The sequence below is a fragment of the Microbacterium sp. CSI-V genome (assembly GCF_001984105.1).
Classification (GTDB): Bacteria; Actinomycetota; Actinomycetes; order Actinomycetales; family Microbacteriaceae; genus Microbacterium.
In genome coordinates, this window is record NZ_MTQM01000007.1 from 182,565 (window position 1) to 200,764 (window position 18,200).

The window sequence follows — 18,200 nt, forward strand, 5'->3', positions numbered from 1 at the left end:
TGACGGCGAAGGTGAGGACGGGGTGGTGCGGGGTGACGCGTAGATCGTGAAGGCGGCGGCCGCGGTGATCAGGGTGATCGCGACCGCCGCCAGGAACCGGATCACTCGTTGTGCGCGCCAGGCGCCCGGTAGCGGGCCGTGTGCGGGTCGACCGCGTCCTGATACTCGGACCGCGTCACAGTCGACGGGTCGGGCGCGTACGCCGGCTGACGGGCGATCCCGAGCAGCCACCCGAACCGGGGGGCCACGTACAGCTCGAGCAGCCGCACCGCGACGTAGTACACGCCCTGGAACGCGGCCGTGATGACGAGGGTCAGCGCCACCTCGAACTGGTCGTCGAGGGTGATGCCGCTGGTCACCGCCCAGCCAATGACCGCGCCGACGATGATCGGCACGAGAGTGCGGACGATGGAGTCGAACAGAGCCTTCATGACGGGGTGTCCTTTCGTTCGCCGCGGCGGATCCACTGCGGCGGGATGGTGTCTTCGATCTCCGCGATGTCCACGGGATCCAGGTCGGGTCCGTGCGAACCCGGCCACTGGTCAGCGATCGCACGGAGAATGCGGGCGAACGCGGCCGACCGGCGCACGGCGAGCTTCTCCACCGAGTCGAGGCGTGCCCAGACCCGCTCGAGTTCGGTCTTCACTCGGGCGTCGATGCGGGCGTCGAGCGCGGTCTTCGCGTCGCTCTTCGTCTTCCCGCGGGTGCCGTAGTAGGTGACGACGATGCCGACCAGGCCGATCACGGCGACGGCGATGGTCACGATCTGCTGTGGTTCCATCAGATCTCGCTCTCGTCGTCGCGGCGGTCCTTGATCTCCTCGCCGAGGAGGTTCAGCCGGAACAGCGGGAGCGGGAGCGCGGTCAGAAGGACGAACACGATGAACCCGGCCGACGGATCGGGGTTCGTGCGGAACAGCATCACCGCGATCGCGTACCCGCCGAGGAGAGCAACGAGGATCACCTTCCCGGCGATCTCCACCTGCCACAGGCGAGGGAACGCGACGCCGAGGAGGCACACCACCGCCGCGACTGTGAGAGTCATGCCCATCGTGTCGATCGTGTTCTCGTCGAACAGCCGGTGCAGGATCGGCGAACCGAACGCTGTAGCCCAGATGCCCGCGAGGACCACGATCACGTCGTACGCGGGCAGCCAGACCCGTTTCAGGGATCGGAACTTCCACTCGTCCGGGGGGATCGCGTCGGGGTGCCAGATGCTCGCCCGCCACAGGCGAAGCCACACGGTCACTTCATCCGGTCGATCTGGTCACGCGCGAGGAACACCGTGCGCGCGCCCGTGTCCAGCAGCTTCTGCAGCTGGTCGCCGTTGATCCACTCGACCCGGTCACCGACGACCTGGTAACGGTCGCTCGCGCCGTCGAGAGGAACGACGATCTGCGCGGCCGCCCCGGTCGAGGTGTCGAACGCGGGGGCGGTGATCTGCCCGTACCGCTGCAGGACCTGCTGCAGCTCGTCGTTCTTCACCCGGGCGGCCTCTGCTCCGGTGGCCGCCGCGATACCCGCCCACTCCCGCGGGTCAGTCAGCAGGGTGACCTTCCCGCCAGGGACGGCCTGCACGGCGATCGTGCCGTTCTCGTCCTGCCATGCTGCGTTGATCATGGTGCGCTTCTTCCTCTTGGGAGGCTCGACAGGAGCCGGGGTGAAAGGGGTCGAACCGCCCACAGACGCGGGCTGGTTGCGGTGGTTGTCGCGGTCGCGGTCGTACTCGAGGTGCCAGCGCTCGACGAGCTGCCCGTTGCGGTAGACCGTCCAGAACCAGCCGTGGTCGTTCCAGACGCGCATCTGCCAGTCGGCGGTGTCGTCGGTGTCGACGGCGTATCCGACGCAGTGCACGGACTGGTCGGCGGGAAGCGCGATCGGCGCCCACGGGTTGTTGCGCGGGTCGCGGAGGTAGGCGAGGTACCGGGCGTAGTTCGCGTTCGCCTGCTCCGGCGACCGCCACGCCTCGTTGATGTCCGCCGGTCGACCGAGCGCCGCGTCCACTCGGGACAGTGACTCCGCGGCCTCCCGAGCGAGGCGACCACGGCCGTAGCCGATATCAACGGCGTCGTTCCAGGACAGCACCATGCGACGCCTCCTCAGACCAGCCGCTTGTCAGGCCAGGAGCCCGCGAGCCACAGCGCCAGCGTCCCCGTGAACGACTTCGACAACCGCGCCACCAGAACCCCGGACGGCTGCACCGTCAACTCGACGAGACCGTCGATGTTCGTGATCGCCGGTTGGATCAACGCGACCTTCGGAGCGAACGCCGCAGGGATCGAACCGATCGTGTACGGGTCGCCCGCGGTGAACGTCGCCGATGTTGACACGATGTTCCCCTCGGCGTAGATCCGCCCGCCCATGCCGAGCACCCGCGGGATGGTCCCGCCGGCGGAGTAGATCGTCGACCCGGTGTACGCGCCGATCTCCGGCTTCCCGGACACGTGGACCCACCCGATCGTCGACCCGAGGTACTGGTACCCGTTCGACGTGTCGAGACGCCACGCGAGCGCACCCACGTCCGGCACCCACGCCGCCATCTCCGATGCGTTCCGGAGCCACACGACACCACCCGGGGCGGCCGTGTACGGCACCGTCTGCGTGATCACGGCGGTCTGCGTCGCCAGATCCGACGACGTGACCCGCGCGGTCGCGAGCTCGAGCGCACCGGCCGGGATCGACGGCTTCGACGGGGACGCGTTCGCGACACCCTGCGTCACCCCGAACAGCGGTGCCGTGCCCGTGTCGCCGGCGAGGGGAAACAGGCACCGCACCCAGATCACGTCGATGCGGGAGTTCGACCCCGGCGCAGCGCTCGTGCTGACGGTCACCGCGGAGTCGTTCGCGACTCGCTCGGCGCCCGCACTGTTCCGCGCGGTGACCGCGACGAACGGGGCGATCTGGTACGTCATCGCGAGATCCGTCGTGCCCGTCACGATCGGGTCCGTCGTCCACGCGACGACACCCACACGGGGCACGCCCGCGGCGGAGCGGACAACCGAGCTCGCCTCGATGCGGCGATGCGCGGCCGCCGACAGCCCGGTGGGCGCCTCGGTGGGGAGGGAAGGGGTGAGCATGACGCCTCCTACGTGTGGCCGATGCGGTTGTCACCGCCGATCCAGGCAACGAACCGCCCGGACGTGCTGGTGAGGTCGGTGGTGAGCGCGGCGGGGATCTTGACCGTGCCGCCGGCCTGACCGATCGTGATGTCGGATCCAGCGAGAGCAGCTGCGACCTGGGCGGCGACGATGTCGTCGATGTTCTCGTCGATGAAGTCAGTGATCCGCTCGTCTAGGTCGCTGACGAGGATCGTGATCTGCTCCTGCTGGGCGATGATCGTGGTCTGCTGCTCCTGGAGTAGCGCGACAGCGGCCTGCAGCGCGGGCACTGCGTTGTACTGCTGCGTCCCGGACGGGGATTCGAGCGCATCCAACCGGCGAGACAGACGCGCGATCTCGTCGGCGAGCTGCTCCAGCCCACCCCGAGGAGGTGACGGGTCAGCCATCACGCCTCCTCGTCGTACGTCGCCCCGCAGGTCACCTCGATGAAGTCCGACCGCGACGACCCGGACAAGCCGACGATCCGGCGACGGTACGAGCCCGCGGGCAGGTAGTCGTAGATCGGGTCGAGTCGGGTGTCACCCGTCACTACACCCGGTCCGGTGAGCGTGCCAGGGCCCGTGAGGAGCCCGAGCTTGATCTGCTGCTGCTCCGACAGGAAGAGTTCCGCCAGGTCACCGCAGCCGTACTCGTACGGGAACGGCGACTGGTCACCGGACGCGTCGAAAGACCAGAACTCCCACGGCTTCCGCGCGGTGCGGAGGGTCTCTACGTTCGCCGAGTCGAGGGTGACAGCGTCCTTCGTCGTCGTGGACACGTCCGCGTCGAGATGCAGCAGCGGGAACCCGTTGTCGATGAGGTAGGGGTCGTACTGCATCCGCAGCAGCGTCGTGTCCGACGACCGGCCCGCTGACGCCCACGACACAGAACCCATCCGGGTCGGGTCGAGCTGCACGCCCACACCGGTCACGTCGTTCGGTTCCCACGTCAACGGGGCCTCACCCTGCAGACGGGGCTGTTCCTCCGTCCCGGACTCGTACACCCAGCCGAACGAGTCGGAGCTGGTGCGTTCGAGCCGGATCCGAATGTCGGGCCCGTTTTCCTGGTTCGACAGGTCCGTGAGTGCCGCGCCGATCTTCTTCCGCTCCACGGCGGTGTACGACTGCTGACGGGTGCCGGGACGGTCCGCGTGGAACCGGATGGGGATGTCCGCCCACCCGGGCCACAGGCACCCCTGCTGCACAAGCCGTTTACCGATCGTGCCGTGATCCACCCCGTCGATGATCGTGTCGAAACCCTCGGCGGGCTTCCCGTCCGGGGCTAGCCAGTCCGGAGCCGCAGCGGACAGCAGCCCCGGAGGAGGCGGCAGAACCGGCACCAGGTTGAGCATGTGACGGAACCCGCGTGCGGTGACCTTGAGCTTGCTCTCGTCCCGGTCGAAGTCCTGAGGGATGATCGGCCCGCCCAGCAGGTGCCCGCCGACGTCGACCGCGATCGAGTGCTTCCACGGGGTGAACAGGTTCCGCCAACCCCGCACACCGTCGACGAAGTGCGCGTTGATGGTCTCGGCGGTGTTCGACTGCTCCTGCCAGTCTTGCTCGCTCGGCTCGATCTCCTCGAGCAGCGCGCCCCCGCGCGTCTCGAAGACGTAGAACCGGGTCACCACCATGCGTGATCCACCTTCCCCGCCATGCGCGGCTCACCGACCGGCTCGGTCACGTCGAACTGGAACGTGCGCGAGAACCCGCCGGGGATCTCCGTCCACTCCCGGTATCGCAACCAGCGGGACACGTCCTGCCCGTCGAGCGTCGCCCGACCGTTCTCGATCACGACCGACGCGCCAACCGGGATCGGGCGGGCGAACCCGACCCGCGCGCCCGTCTCCACGCAGGTGATCAGCGCGGTCGAGAACCCGCCCGACAGCACGAACGACGGCGACGACGGGGCCTTCCCGTCATTCGGGAGCGTGATTCGCCCGCTCGACCCGCCACCGGGCCACACGGCCGGCCAGATGACCGGCCACACCAGACCCTGCCCCGCCGATGGTGGGGATGTCTCCACCCATTCCCCGGTCGCGTATCGACGGGGATCGGCAGCACGAAATCGCACCTGGTAGGCGGCCGTCTGACCGAAGACCAAGATCTTCGTGTCAGGTTCACCCACTCGGCGAACCCACGCCCACCTCGGACCGTCCGCTTCCGTAACCACCAACAGTCCGAGCTCCCCGCCGGCAAGAGCGCCGGAGAGAGCGTTGAGGTCAGCTGCTTGATCGCCGGACGAGTGGATCATCCCCTCGATGGTGATCAGCCGGCCGTTGAGACGCCCCTCGCCCTGGAACTCGCCGTGAGACTGGGGGCGCTTGGTGGTCGGGACCTCGGAGGAGACTCCCGACCACCAGCCCTTCAGCCCGTCCTCGCCGATCGTGTACGTCGCAGGACTGTCGGTGCCGTCCAGGACCAGCCCGCCCACGTAGACATGGACCATCAGCTGCTCCTCAACGCGAAGCTGATCCGCTCACCAGCGATCCGCCCCACCTCTTCCTCAGACATACCCGGAGTGGGGTAGATCTTCATGTCGATCGGACGCTGATCCGCGACCACTGCAGCAGCCGGAGCTCCACTGGACATGTAGGAGGCGATGTACTGCGGCCGGTGGTCTACGTACCCACCGCCCGCGTACCCACGGAGCGGGGGCATGTCGCCGCCCGCGTTCATGTGCTCCAACCACGCCCGGTTGCGGGGCTTCGCCACCACCCGGGAACGGGTCACGAACTCACCAGTCGCGAGGGCGTACACGACGTTGTCCCGATCCGACGGTGCGCCAGGGATGATGCCACCACCAGCACGCCCACCACGGATGCTCGTCGCGTCGAGCGAATCCGTCTGCGTGTTCAGCCGGATCGTCGTCCCGTTCCACTGGTTGTAGATCGCGGTGAGCTGAGCATTGACTCCCGAGGTGTCCACCTTCAGGTACGGCGTGACGTTCTCGATGCGGAGCTTGTACTCCCTCATGATCTGCTCGACCGTGGCCTGACCGCTGGCCAACTTGCCAGCGATCTCAGATGCGGCGCCCTGGCCGAGTTGCGCCGCCGCCGCCGCCACAATCGGTGACGCATTCGTCAGGGCGCTAGTGAAAGCATCCGTACCGCTCTTCGACCGCTCACCGAAAGCTTGCTCCATCACGGCCAGCTGTTCATCGCTGGCATTTACCAGCTCCGCGACTAGAGGAGCACCCTCCGGGCCGAGAGATGCCAGCTCAGAAAGGACACCTTCCGATACGCGGCCGGAAAGCAGAATCATGTTCTGCTCCCACGAGGTCTGAGCATCGATCTGTGTCTGCAACTCAGTGATGTAGTCGGCCAGATTGACCGAGAATCCGTCGTAGTAGTCCTTCCAGGAGTCAGAGGAATCCTCGGTCTTGGACGCGGTGTCCTCAGCCCACTCCCGCTGCTTGTCCTGCATTTTGGTTAGCGCGTCGCCGAAATTGATGAACTGCGAGTCCCCCCCGGAGAGGGTCTCCAGGTACTTCTTCTGCGCGTCGGTCAGCTCCTCGGTCGCCCCTGCCGCGGTCTCGGCCGCGCCAGCGATACCGCTCAACGAATCTGCACCCGTGTCGCTGGTTGAGGAAAGGTCAGACGTCGCGATCTCCAGGAGAGCAGATGCCCGCGCTGCGTCGTCCATCCCGGCCGTGTTCAGCCCCAGCTCGGTAGCCCGCTTGGTGAGCACACCCTCGAACTCGGGTCCCAAGGCAGCGAGCAGCCGGGACAGCGATTTCTGCGAACCGTCGGTCTCGGCCGCGAGCTCGTTGAACGCCCTCTGCGCCGCCGGAGCGTCGGAAGCCGCGAGCGTCGACAGCTCCTTACCGATCCGCTGGAGCGAGTCGATGGGGGCCGCCAGAGCGGCATTCTTCTGCAGGTTGAAGATGCCGCGCGCGAAGATGTTGTTGTTGAACTCGTCGATGTCGGCGAGCAGCTGATCCAGGTCCTGGAGCTGAGCCTTCGCGTCCTTGAAGAACAGGTTGAACTGGCCCGGTGCGGCGGTGTCCAGCACCTGCCGGCCGGATGCCGTCTGCAGGGAATTCTGCATCGATTCCGAGGTCGCCTCGGTCTCCTTCATGATGCGCTGGAACTCGCCCAGACCGATGCCGGCGACGATCAGTGCCGCACCCCACGGACCGTTCAGGAACGCCGCTGTGGCGCTCAGGGCCCTTCCTGTGCGGTTGATCCCGTTCGTGGTGAGTTCCGCCGCCCGAGCCACCCCCGGCATCTCGGATGCGCGGAGGATCGTGAGTTGCGCGTTGAAGGCCGCGATCTTCGGCACCGCGATCAGGAACGCCCCGCCCGCCAGTGCAGCCCCACCAGCGACGGTAGCGAGCAACGCCACCCCGAACTGGATACCCTCGGGAAGGTCGGAGAACCCCTTCGAAAGCGTGGTGACTGCCTCGGCCACAGCCTGAACGGCCGGGAGGAATGCCGACCCGTAGTCGATCGCGGCGTCCCGTGCGGCGTTCGCTGCGATCTGCAGCTTCGCCTCGGTCGTCTCGTACCGCTTGTTGGCCTCATCGGTCAGCGCGGAGTTCTCCTCCCACGCCTTCGACTGCAGGTCGAGCGAGTCGGTGAGGAGGTCCCCGGCACCCTTGAGCTGCAGCAGCACACGCTGCTCCTCGGTCGACTTGAACCCGAGGTCGGTGAGCGTCTTCACGACGTTCCCGCCCGACGCCTCGACCCCGTTCAGTCCCTTCGTGAACGTGTCGAGCGCGCGCACCGGGTCGTTCCGGAACTGGTCCGCGAACTCCTTCGACGTGACCCCGGAGACCTTCGCGAACGCGGCGAGCTGGTCGCCTCCCGTCTGCACGGCCGAGTACAGGTCCTGGAGCACCCGGGAAGCGACGCCACCACCGAGCTCCGCTGTGATGCCCATCGAGGCGAGGGCGTTCGCGAGACCGAGGACTTCACCCTCGGTAGCGCCGACCAGCTTCCCGGAACCCGAGATGCGCTGCGCCATCTGGACGATGTCGCGCTCCGTTGAAGCCCCCGCGTTACCGAGCGCCACGAGGGTCGCGCCGAGCCGGCCGACGTCCTCGGGCGCGGTCTGCATGACGTTCATCAGCTGCGCGATGCTCGTAGCGGCTTCGTCAGCGGAGAGGTTCGTCGTCTCCGACAGGTCGATCATCGTCTTCGTGAACGAGGCGATGTCCTGCCGCTTCACACCGAGCTGACCGGCAGCTTCCGCGACTCCCGCGATCTCCTCATGGGTGGCGGGGAGCACACCGGTCAGCGACCGGAGCTGCTCCTCGAGCGCGCCCATCTCCTCGGCGTTCCCGTCGACGGTCTTCGTGACCCCAGCCCACGCCGACTCCCAGTCGATCGCGGCCTTCACCGACAGAGCCGTCGCAGCCGTCGCGATCGCACCGGTCGCGAGGAGCTTGGTGCCGACCTGCTCCATCGCCTGGTGCTGCCGCTCGTAGGCGGCCATGGCGTCCTCGCCGGACTCCTTCAGCTTGACGTTCGCCTGGCGAGCCTTCTCGTAGTTCGCGAGGTAGTTGTTCACCTCGGCGGCGAGGACGACTTTGACGATGCGCTCCACAGTGGGCACCTCCGTCCTGATCGACGGCGGCGGTGATGCCTACCGTGTGACTCGCTGGACGTCGAAGAAGACGCCGTTGAGGTTGGCCCCGTCGCCGGATGCCTTCTTGTGCGCGTCCATCGCGTCGAGAGCGGCTCTGCGGGCGTAGTTCGTGTGCGGCCCGGTCGCGGCGTACGCGTAGTCGCTGCCGTAGCTGCTCGGCGCCGCGTCGTCCGACGTCGCCTCGGGAAGCCATTCGCCGAACTCGCCCGTGTTGCGCTCGACGATGATGAGCGCCTGCACGAGGTCTCGGGACTCGTCGTCCCACTCGCTCTCCGTCGTCGACGACACGACGCGGCCGTGCTCGTCGTGGACGTAGACGGTGGTGGGCTGCCAGCCCCAGTACCTCCGCGGGGAGATGCCGGCGCGAACGGCGGCAGCTACTTCGTTGCGGAGCGCCGCGCTGCCCCGAAGTCTTTTACCAGTGCGTCCAGTCGGCTCGCGGGCTCTGCTTCGTTGAGGGACCAGACGGCGTTCTGGACGTCGGTGACCTCGGACCCGGAGAGAACTGCGAACAGGCGTGCCCACTGCTCGAGCGTGAGGCGGTGTTCCTCGTCATCTTCGATTCGGAAGCCGTACGCGGTGTCGGTGTCCTGGTCGACGTACGCGGCGGCCGCGAGGGAGAGGGTGGAGATGTTGTACCCGTAGTGACGGTCGACGGGCACGTCAGCGCGGACCGGGTGGTGGAGGCTAAGCTCGCTCCACGCGTGGCCGGGGATGCGGTAGAACCGCAGCGTCACGAGAGACTCCATGGCACGCTCACGGAGGTCTTCGATCTGCGTCTTCAGTTCGGTGACCTTCGGGTTCTCCCCCGATGCGAGCCGCTGGTCCGTGGCCGCCTCGGCAGCGAAGTCGGTGATCTGCGCGCGGAGGCTGCTGATGCGCTCCGCGATGTCGCCGTCGAGGCAGACGTGGACGTCCTTGAACGCGCGGGGGCGTTGTTCGGATCGGGTGAGGAGCTCGTCGAAGTTCATGGTGTCCGCCGTTCTCCGCCGTGAAGGGGTGGACCGTGGGGGCGTCCGGCGGAGAACGCCCCCACGGGGTTGTGTCACGCCAGGGCGTGCTCGGCCGAGATGTAGTTCACGGCCACGGCCTGCTTCTTCGTGAACTTGCCGTCCTGGATGGGACCGGGGAGCTGCGCACCGAGGGTCACCGAGTAGGCGCGGACCTTCTGCGCCGCGGCGGCCAGGGTCGTCTGCGGCACGTTGCGACGCTCGACGAAGATCCAGTCGCCCGGGGTGAGGATGACCGAAGCCGACGACGCGTCCGTGGAGTCCACGTACGACAGGTCGGGGATCTCCTGCGTCACGGCCTGCAGCGACTGGCGCGACTGCGGCGACGTGAGGCGGGTGTCGGCGTTCTTGCCCTGCGAGGGGTTGGGGTTCCATCCACCCTGCATGAACGAGTACGTGATCCGCTTCGCGCTGGTCGCGGCGAGGTTGGCCGCGGTGATCGCGTCGGGGTTGACACCCGCGGTCGCGGCGGGGATGGCCCAGATGGTGAGGTTCCCGGTCTGGTCCACGGCGGGAGGTCCGCCGAATGCTTCTGCCACATCGGGCATGAGCGTTCTCCTTTCATCTCCCCGGCAACCGGGGGTTTCGGTTGACCCTCGGGGAGACCGAGGGGGTCGCTGAGACGATCAGGCCGAGCGGCTGCTGACCGTCTCGAAGTAGATGTCCTGGTAGAACAGGCGCGCGTTGGAGTCGTGGCGGGCTTCGTCCATGTCGCTCGTGAACGGGGAGCACGCGCGGCCGGCGACCTCGAGCCTCTGCCCGACGAACTGGGTGCGCAGCGCATCGACGAGGTCGACGAGCCCACCCGCGTCGACGGTGACGACCCGCCACTTGACCTCGACGCTGTAGTCACCTGCGACGTCCTCGGGGGCGGTGTTGCGTTCCCCGGCGTACCCGCGGATGGTGACGGTCAGCACGAGGTAGTTCCCAGCGACGGCCGTGGCGCCGCTGTCACGAAACACCTCGTAGACGTCGCCGGGGTCGATGTACTCGTGTCCGGCAGCGAGTGCCTTCGCGGCGTCGATGTGCGCGCGGAGCATCAGATGTCCGCGGCGTCGGTGCCGGCCATGAGGATGCCGCGGATGAACCCATCCTGGTTCGCCTTCGCGGCGAGGCGGGCAGCGTGTTGCGGCGACGTGCCGCGACTCGCGACGCCCTCTTCAAGGAACCCGAGCGCACCCTGACCCTTGGACGGGTCGGGACCGACCTCTGCGATCACACCGTCACCGGAAGATTCGATGTCGTAGCTCATGGAAGCGGGGTACCCGCGCGCATGCCGGCCGGATGAGGCCCGCGCGACAGCGCGCATGTCGTCGCGCACGTCCTGAGCTGACACCTGCACGGCTTTGCGGACGTTCTGGTGCAGGTGACGCGGCACGTCGCCCATGTCGGCGATCAGGCCGTTCACGTCAGTGAAGTCGAACGAAGCGCTCACGTCTGCTCCTTCACGGGGTAACGGTGGGCGGTCACCTGCCCCATGTCTGGGATGCCGGTCACCTCGAACGTGAGGCCAACGAGGGCAGGGTCCGACGTCGACCCGGTGACGTCGATCTCGTCTCCGTCGGTCAGCATCGGCGCGGCCACGGGAAGGTCGACGCGGAGGTCCTGTGTGGCGACGGCCTGGCTCGCGGAGTCGCGGTCGGAGACGGCGCGGCTGGCACCGTTCGCGACGCGGGCGATGCCCGAATACTTCTCGGTCACCAACACGCGAGTCGCCTTCCCAGAGACCGTGCGCATCGCCCACGTGCCGGCGACGACCGTCTCCGTCATCCGCTGCTCCGCACGCTCACGGCCACGCTGGAGCACGGTCGGGTCGTACGGCATCAGCTGCGCCCCAACCGGATCGTGAACGCCCCTGTGCGGCGCTTCACCAGTGGAACGAGCGCGTCAGCCTCCGCGTCGCTGATGAACAGCACACCCTCCTCCGACTCGCGTGCCCGCCGGCGGGTGAGGGACCAGTCGTCGAGCTGCTCCCGCTCCTCAGCCCACCCATCGGTGTTCTTGAGGAACCGTGCGACAGCGTCAGCGATCGTCGAGACGTACCGGCGCTCCCAGTCAGCGGACTCTTCCTCGGTGGGGAGCGACGGCGGCTGGTGGATGCCGCGGAGGCGCAGCGCTGTCCGGAGCTGCGCCCCCGCGTCCTCGATGCGAGCCTCGGCCACCGGGACCTCCGCAGTGGTGAGCGGTCGCCACCGTCCCACGATGTCGGCCGCGGTGACTTCAGGCCACGCCATTGTCACTCCACCGGGATGCCGGCGCCCTTGAGCGCGTCGATGATGTCGGTCTTCGTCGCGTCCGAGGGGATGTCGATCTCGAGACCCTGCGCCTTCGCGGCTTCGACGCCGTACGCCCGCCAGGCGTCCGCACCCGACCCGGCACCACCACGAGGGGGCAGCGACGGTGCGGGGGCGTCAGGCGAGCCGGTGTCGCCGCCTGCGGGCGGTTCCTCGGCCTTCGAGGACTTGGTGTCTTCGCTCTTGTTCGCGAGGACGTGGTCCCCCAGGTCGACGCCGTCGGGAACCTTGTCGCCCGCGACGAGGACGATGGGGTCGCCACCATCCGGGTCGTTGACGAGCACGGACCCGATGAGGTCCTTGCGGATCTTCGCCATGATGATCTCCTTGGTTCGGAGGTGCCGGCCCGACGTGAGCCGAGCCGGCACGCTCGAATGGGTCAGGCCAGCACCTTCGCCGCGAGGCTCAGGTCGGCGTTGGCGAGGACGGGCATCGCGATCGCGTCCGCGATGACCTCGGCGATCATCGGCGGCTTCTCGCCCCGGTACGCGCCAGCGACGATGCCGGGCTGCTCCGACTCCTCGATGCCGTAGCGCTCGTCGGTCGACGTGAGGGTCTGACCCCAGAACGTCGCGCCGAGCTCCGTGCCCTCCCAGTCGTCGGTGTTCTCGACCGGCGCGGGGAGCAGGAACAGCTTCGAGTCGTCGAGGACCTTGCCGGCCTTCGTACGACGGTCGTACTTGTAGATGGGCGGGAGTCCCGCTCCCTCGACGATGCCGCGGACGTCCGCCTCGGTGGCGGGACGCGAGGCGCCGTTGTTGAGCTGGATGCGGAACTGGTCCCCGGAGGCGAGCGCCGTGAACACCCGCGAGGAGAGCAGGATGGAGCCGGGCTCGACACCGTTCGTCGCGATGTACTGCTGCCGGATCGTCTCGAGGAACGCGAGGCGGTCGACGCTCGACGAAGCCCACAGCGATCCAGCGGTGACGTCGTGCGAGACGGAGCGGCCGAAAGAGTCGGCCGCGCCGATCTCCGGGATCGTAGCGATGCCGGTGCCGATGACGATGCCACGGAGGCGCTCGACACGGTCGGCGACCGCGCGGACGACCGTGCGGGTCGTCGCGAGGATCGACTTCTCCACCGCGTCGTCGGCGGCGTTGCGGTTGCGCAGCTGCTCGTACTCGGTGACGGGGATCTCGGTACCGACCGGCGGCAGCTCGAGGGTCGTGCGCTTGCGCGGCAGGCCCTTCGAGACCTCAATCTCGGCGTCGAACGCGCGGTAACGCGCCTCGTCGACGAGACCGGTCTGTCCCGCCATGAACCGCACGACGATGTCGGCGACCTCACGGTTGGGGAGCCAGCGGGCGAGGGTGCCGCGAGCCTGCTCGATCTCCTCGAGCGAGCGGCGGGCGTATCCGGTCAGTGTGGCCGGGTCGATGACGTCAGTCCAGAGTGCCATGTGTCAGCTCTCCTCTCTCGCTCAGACGAAGACGATGGTCGTGGCGGCGCGCTTGGCCGCGGCGGCGGGTGCCGCGAAACCGCCCGAGTAGGGCACCTTCGCGACGTTGACGCGACCGTGGTCGAGGATGGGCGCACCGAAGTCCGCCGTGCCCACGACCTTCTGGTCGGTGAGGAGGAACCCGGCGAGCACACCAGCGCCCGTCGTGGTTCCCTCGGTCTTGTCGTAGGGGACGTAGAGTCCGCCGACGAGAGCGACCGGGGTGCCGGAGGGGATGTACCCGTCCGGGTAGTGCGTGCTCTGGGTGAACGCCGAGATGTCGATGATCCCGGTCCGCGCGTTGCGGATGCCGTGAGTCGAACCGAGCCACGACATGTCACCGGAGCCGAAGGTCTCCTGCTGGAGCTTGGGCATGATGTCAGTCCTTTCCAGACTTCTTCTTGTGGGTTTCGTCGTAGAGGTCACGACCCGCCGAGACGCTTCCGCCGTTCGCTTCGCCGCTTCGCTGCCCCTGTCCGGGGATGGGACGGCGGCGCGGGTCGGGGGTCTCGATCTCCTTCGAGTTCTCCTCGACCCACTTCTTCAGCGCGTCCGCGTTGACGGTCTTGCCGTCGTCGTTCACGAACTGCTTCCGGTCCAGGTCGAACAGCTTCGATGCGGAGACCGTCCGGCCATCGAGCGCCTTGTCGAGCTGATCGCTGACACGCTCGAGAGCGAGTTCGAGGCGGTCCGCTGCGCGCGCCTCCTCGATGCGCTTGTCAACGTCCGCCTGCGAGAGCGGGGTCGACTTGCCGTCGTCGTCCTTCGGCTTCGGCTGCGTCACAGCACGGAACTTCTCCGCGTCGGACTTCAGGTCCTCGTAGTCGGCGAACTTCGCGCGCTCCTCCTCGCGAGCCTTCTGCTCGGCACGGCGGGCACGCTCAGACACGATCCGGTCGAGCTCTTCCTGCGACTCGACCGGCTTGAACTCCTTGCCGCCGCCCTTGTCGTCGTCGCCATCGGCGAACCGGAGGTAGGGGCTGCGGATGAGCTGGCCGAATGCGTTGCGCTTCATGGTGGGGTGTGACCTTCCGTTTATCGGGCCCGTCGGCCGCCGTTTATGGCCCGTCGGCCGTACCGCGACACGCTCGCGTAGCGCCTCCACCCGGGCGGGTGGGAAGTTCGTGTGGGCGGCGCCCGTAGACCGGGGAAGATATCGGCGGACGCCGCCCTGTCAGATGAGCCCGAGAGCCCGCGCCAGACGCCGCACAGACTCGGGTGTGCCGCGCTCCCCCAGCCGCCGTAACTCGCGCGCCAGATCACGCTCCAGCTCCGCGACCTTCGCCGCAGATGCCGGCAACGGTGAGGCGTACACGTCGGCGCTGCTGAGCCCGACACCGCGGGGGACGTTCCCGGTCGCCCGGACGTACTGGAGCCGGTAGTTCGCGTCGTACAGTCGCCGCTCCGCCGCGGTCATCGTCGCCCGGTTCAGCGGATCCCGCTGCCCGGATGCCGCAGCATCGAAGCGTGCGGCTCGGTTCGTGACGACCGTGCGTCCGCCGATCGTGACCGTCCCACGCCCTCGACCCGCGGCGAGGATCTGCTGGTCAGTGCGGACACCCGGCGCCAGCGACACCGCAGTCTGGCCGCGGTCGAGGATGTACCCCTCCTGACGCATCAGCCGGATCGCGTTCGTCCGTGTCCCAGCCCGCCGGTAGATGTCATCCACCGTCAGCCGGGAAGGCGCCCCGTACCGTCGCGCGCCGGCCGCAGTCGCGAGGCCACGCTGCGAGACGTTCACGACACGGTAGATGTCGGCACCGTCCCGGATGGCACGCGCCTCACTGCGACCGAAGACCTTCTCCTGCTGCTGCTCCGACATCGCCTGGAACGTCGCGTACGGGTCTGTGCGCTCATCGCCGACGACGTTCTCCGCACCGGGGATGTGCATACAGTCGCAGTTAGATACAATGAGACTGTTAGCTACGTGCCACCCTTCGGACGAATTGAGGCTGTACACATGCCCGGACCACTGAACGCTGCGCGCCTTGACCACGCGATCGAGCTCTACCTGGCCGGTGAGCCGTTCGAGAAGATCACGACCGACGCTGGCGTATCCGCTAGCCGTCTCCACCGTGAACGAGTCGCCCGGGGCATCCCACCGCGACGGGAGAGGGTTCTGCCCGCCGAAACCATCGTCCGGCAGTACGTCGAAGGAGCCTCCGAGTACGGCTTGGCGCGACAGTATGGCGTCTCCCGAGGCCCCATCACGCGCATCCTCACCGAGGCTGGAGTGCGGCGCCGCGGCATGAGCGAAGCGGGGAAGATCCGAAACGAATCGCTTACCGCTGACGAGAAACGCGCGCAGGTCCAGGCCGCCAACGCTGCCGCCCGCAAGCGTCGCATCCCGACGATCGAGAAGCTGCGCCGAGCGCTGACCGTCGAGCAGCAGGGTCGCACCGGGAGTCGCGGTGAGGAAGTGCTCCTGTCGATGCTGCGCGAGCGCGGACTCCAGCCCACCATCGAACGAGCCGTCGGCCCGTACAACGTCGACCTGGCCGTGCTGCCCGTCGCCGTGGAAGTCCTCGGAGGAGGATTCCACGCGAGCAAGGCCTCGCACGCTGAGCGCATCCCACACATCCTCGATGCGGGCTGGCACCTGGTCATGGTCTGGGACCACGACAGCGGCGGCGCCCTCGGAGCGGGTGCTGCGGACTACATAGTCACCTTCCTGGATGAGGTTCGCCGGAACCCACCCGCGACGTGTCAGTATCGGGTGATTTCCGGTGACGGGCAGCTCCTCGCCGCTCGCGGTCGTGAGGATCACGAGTTCCCCGTCGTACCAGCGTCGCGTAGCGCCCTCGGTAGCGGGACCTGAAACCACAACCCCAGCGGGGAAACAGCGCGGGTGACGCTGGAAGCCCGTGTTCCACCGGTACCAACGGCCCGCGAGGATCACGCACCGTCGGCACGAGGGCGGGTTCAGCATCCGCACGTACCCGGTGATGTCCGGGCGTTGCACGATGTCCGCGGAGTACACCTCACGCCGCGTGTCGGCCATGACCGTCAGCGACGTCATCGTGAGCCACCGGCGCCCGACCTGCAGGGCATCTACGGCGGAGGCCCCGCGGCTGACCGCGACCTTCGTCGTGATGACCGCCTCGTCCAGAAGCGTGCTCATCGACCGGCCGTCGGGAGCCGAAGACAGGAACACTGCCGGATCGAGCTCCCCCACCGGGCTGTCCGGCTGATTCGTCTCGGCGAGCACCGCGGCCGTGTACCCGACCGCGACGCCCACGGCTTCCGCTCGAGCGCCTTCGAGCGTCGACAGGATCCTCGGCTTCACCCGCGCCCAGGACGCGTCGAAGTCATCCCCCATCCGCGACCACTGCCGGCCCACGTCCGAAGCGGCCGCGACCGACAGCGCCTGCTGCTCGCGGTACTGGTCAGTTGCCGCCTGCAGCACCCTGGACCGGCCTTCCCGCGGCCGCGATCTGCGGGTCCAGGGTCACGTTCTCATCCCAGTCCCGCATGCGGCCCTGCTCGATGTCCGTGTAGCCGAGGTCCTTCCGTGCCTGCTCGATCGGGAGGATCGAACGGCCCGTGGTGTCCTTCGTCGTGACGAGCTTCATGATCGCGTCGGCTTTCTGCGCCACCGTCGGGGTCGACGGGTCACGCCAGATCGTCTCGATCTGCTTCGGGCGGGCGTCGACCTCTCGGCCCATGTTCATGAGCACGAGACGCTGCACCTGCTCCCACCGGGTTGACAGGGTCCGCTGCTTCCGCTCCGCACGCTTGACCAGCTGCGCCTCCGACGCGCGGATCGCGTCCGCCGAGGGCGGGTTGTCGCCCTTGAACAGCAGGTAGTCCGCGGGGATACCGAGTTGCATCGCGACGATCTGCATGAGCAGCTTGATGGACTCGTGGAAGTTAGACAGCGAAGCCTCGGGGAACTGCCCGAACGTGGCCTTGTCGTTCTCCGTCGACCACATGCGGCCGGCGATCATCGAGTACGTGTCGAGCGCCTGACCGGCCTCGTCGGTGAAGTCTTCCTCCTTGAGCCCGGTCGCGAAGCGCCGCGGCAGGGCATGGAACTCGGCCGACACCATCATGTCCGAGGCGAGCTTGTTCAGCGCGTCCAGAGGGCTGACGATCGGGTGGAACACGGAACGTCCGAGCCGCTGGTCGAACTTCCCCGGCCGGTTACGACCCAGGATCCGCGGGTCGTTCATCAGGGGGACGAGCGAGCACAGGTTGTTCCCGTTGTCGTCCTCACGGTCATCCTCGACCCACCCGCGGCCCTGCTGGAACCGCCAGGTGACCCACCCGTTCTGGTGGTGGAACGTCATCCACCGGGTCTTGTCGAGATCGGTCCACCGCTTCACGCCGTGCTTCACACGCTTCGTCTTCGGGTCGTCCTCGTGGATCGCGTCGAACGCGGACTCGAGCGTGATCACCGGAACGTCATCCGCGGCCTCACCGGGCCCCACGGTGGCGTAAGCGCGCCCCAGAGCGAGGCTCTCCCGGTGACCCTGCTGCGACAGGTCCGGGCCGTCGTTCTCCTGCCACACGTCCCACAGCTCGTCGTCGGCCTCGGCACCACGACCGATACGGAACCCTTCGACGTCGAGCCGGTTGTCGTACACGTCGACGGCGAACAGCGCCAGGTTCAGCACGATCGGCGACAGACGGTAGCCGAGCTCCTGCTGCAGCACCGGGGCGAGGAACTTCAACGGCTGCTCACCCTCGAAGTACAGGTCGTTCTTCTCGAGCATCGGCTTCTGCCGGCTGATCGCGCGGGACAGCCGCAGCGCCTCGTCGAGTTCCGTCACG

At 67.8% G+C, this 18,200-nt stretch carries 22 protein-coding genes; all 22 read right to left on the reverse strand.

Going from position 1 to position 18,200, the window contains the following annotated elements:
• Positions 1-101 precede the first annotated feature (101 nt).
• Entirely contained in the window at positions 102-431 is a 330-nt protein-coding gene (locus CSIV_RS04880) for a hypothetical protein (protein WP_077050288.1), read from the reverse strand.
• Positions 428-781: a hypothetical protein gene (locus CSIV_RS04885; RefSeq protein ID WP_077050289.1), complete on the reverse strand. Its 354-nt coding sequence runs from the start codon at positions 779-781 to the stop codon at positions 428-430. The genes CSIV_RS04880 and CSIV_RS04885 overlap by 4 nt, the downstream gene beginning before the upstream one ends.
• The gene (locus CSIV_RS04890) at positions 781-1,248 is read right to left on the reverse strand and encodes a hypothetical protein (RefSeq protein WP_077050290.1); all 468 of its coding nucleotides are present in this window, start codon (positions 1,246-1,248) and stop codon (positions 781-783) included. The genes CSIV_RS04885 and CSIV_RS04890 overlap by 1 nt, the downstream gene beginning before the upstream one ends.
• Positions 1,245-2,087, reverse strand: coding sequence for a hypothetical protein (locus tag CSIV_RS04895; RefSeq protein WP_077050291.1), 843 nt, complete (start codon positions 2,085-2,087; stop codon positions 1,245-1,247). The genes CSIV_RS04890 and CSIV_RS04895 overlap by 4 nt, the downstream gene beginning before the upstream one ends.
• Before the next feature lie 11 nt (positions 2,088-2,098).
• Positions 2,099-3,076, reverse strand: coding sequence for a hypothetical protein (locus CSIV_RS04900; protein WP_077050292.1), 978 nt, complete (start codon positions 3,074-3,076; stop codon positions 2,099-2,101).
• Positions 3,077-3,084: 8 nt separating this feature from the next.
• Positions 3,085-3,504, reverse strand: coding sequence for a hypothetical protein (locus CSIV_RS04905; protein ID WP_077050293.1), 420 nt, complete (start codon positions 3,502-3,504; stop codon positions 3,085-3,087).
• Complete coding sequence (locus CSIV_RS04910; RefSeq protein WP_077050294.1) at positions 3,504-4,727, reverse strand: hypothetical protein; 1,224 nt, start codon at positions 4,725-4,727, stop codon at positions 3,504-3,506. Before CSIV_RS04910 ends, CSIV_RS04905 begins: the two co-directional genes overlap by 1 nt.
• Complete coding sequence (locus tag CSIV_RS04915) at positions 4,718-5,542, reverse strand: hypothetical protein (protein ID WP_077050295.1); 825 nt, start codon at positions 5,540-5,542, stop codon at positions 4,718-4,720. The genes CSIV_RS04910 and CSIV_RS04915 overlap by 10 nt, the downstream gene beginning before the upstream one ends.
• Entirely contained in the window at positions 5,542-8,643 is a 3,102-nt protein-coding gene (locus CSIV_RS04920) for a phage tail tape measure protein (RefSeq protein WP_077050296.1), read from the reverse strand. Before CSIV_RS04920 ends, CSIV_RS04915 begins: the two co-directional genes overlap by 1 nt.
• Positions 8,644-8,682: 39 nt before the next feature.
• Positions 8,683-8,973 (reverse strand): hypothetical protein, encoded by a 291-nt coding sequence (locus CSIV_RS04925; RefSeq protein WP_077050297.1) that lies wholly within the window; start codon positions 8,971-8,973, stop codon positions 8,683-8,685.
• An 89-nt stretch (positions 8,974-9,062) separates the two neighbouring features.
• Positions 9,063-9,656 carry a hypothetical protein gene (locus tag CSIV_RS04930; RefSeq protein ID WP_077050298.1) on the reverse strand — a complete coding sequence of 198 codons (594 nt, stop codon included), beginning with the start codon at positions 9,654-9,656 and terminating at the stop codon, positions 9,063-9,065.
• Positions 9,657-9,730: 74 nt separating this feature from the next.
• Entirely contained in the window at positions 9,731-10,243 is a 513-nt protein-coding gene (locus CSIV_RS04935; RefSeq protein ID WP_077050299.1) for a phage tail tube protein, read from the reverse strand.
• A gap of 78 nt (positions 10,244-10,321) precedes the next feature.
• Positions 10,322-10,735 (reverse strand): hypothetical protein, encoded by a 414-nt coding sequence (locus CSIV_RS04940; protein ID WP_077050300.1) that lies wholly within the window; start codon positions 10,733-10,735, stop codon positions 10,322-10,324.
• The gene (locus tag CSIV_RS04945) at positions 10,735-11,130 is read right to left on the reverse strand and encodes a hypothetical protein (protein ID WP_077050301.1); all 396 of its coding nucleotides are present in this window, start codon (positions 11,128-11,130) and stop codon (positions 10,735-10,737) included. Before CSIV_RS04945 ends, CSIV_RS04940 begins: the two co-directional genes overlap by 1 nt.
• Positions 11,127-11,519: a DUF6093 family protein gene (locus tag CSIV_RS04950; protein ID WP_077050302.1), complete on the reverse strand. Its 393-nt coding sequence runs from the start codon at positions 11,517-11,519 to the stop codon at positions 11,127-11,129. The genes CSIV_RS04945 and CSIV_RS04950 overlap by 4 nt, the downstream gene beginning before the upstream one ends.
• Complete coding sequence (locus CSIV_RS04955; protein ID WP_077050303.1) at positions 11,519-11,929, reverse strand: hypothetical protein; 411 nt, start codon at positions 11,927-11,929, stop codon at positions 11,519-11,521. The genes CSIV_RS04950 and CSIV_RS04955 overlap by 1 nt, the downstream gene beginning before the upstream one ends.
• A gap of 2 nt (positions 11,930-11,931) precedes the next feature.
• Positions 11,932-12,306 carry a hypothetical protein gene (locus tag CSIV_RS04960; RefSeq protein ID WP_077050304.1) on the reverse strand — a complete coding sequence of 125 codons (375 nt, stop codon included), beginning with the start codon at positions 12,304-12,306 and terminating at the stop codon, positions 11,932-11,934.
• Between the two features lie 62 nt (positions 12,307-12,368).
• Positions 12,369-13,388, reverse strand: a complete 1,020-nt coding sequence (locus tag CSIV_RS04965) for a major capsid protein (protein WP_077050305.1) — start codon at positions 13,386-13,388, stop codon at positions 12,369-12,371.
• A 21-nt stretch (positions 13,389-13,409) separates the two neighbouring features.
• Positions 13,410-13,802: a hypothetical protein gene (locus CSIV_RS04970; RefSeq protein ID WP_077050306.1), complete on the reverse strand. Its 393-nt coding sequence runs from the start codon at positions 13,800-13,802 to the stop codon at positions 13,410-13,412.
• Positions 13,803-13,806: 4 nt separating this feature from the next.
• Positions 13,807-14,442 carry a hypothetical protein gene (locus tag CSIV_RS04975; RefSeq protein ID WP_077050307.1) on the reverse strand — a complete coding sequence of 212 codons (636 nt, stop codon included), beginning with the start codon at positions 14,440-14,442 and terminating at the stop codon, positions 13,807-13,809.
• Positions 14,443-14,601: 159 nt separating this feature from the next.
• On the reverse strand, positions 14,602-16,833 hold the full coding sequence (locus tag CSIV_RS04980; protein WP_077050308.1) for a Hint domain-containing protein: 2,232 nt from the start codon (positions 16,831-16,833) through the stop codon (positions 14,602-14,604).
• Positions 16,814-18,199, reverse strand: coding sequence for a phage portal protein (locus CSIV_RS04985; RefSeq protein ID WP_077050309.1), 1,386 nt, complete (start codon positions 18,197-18,199; stop codon positions 16,814-16,816). Before CSIV_RS04985 ends, CSIV_RS04980 begins: the two co-directional genes overlap by 20 nt.
• Position 18,200 lies beyond the last annotated feature (1 nt).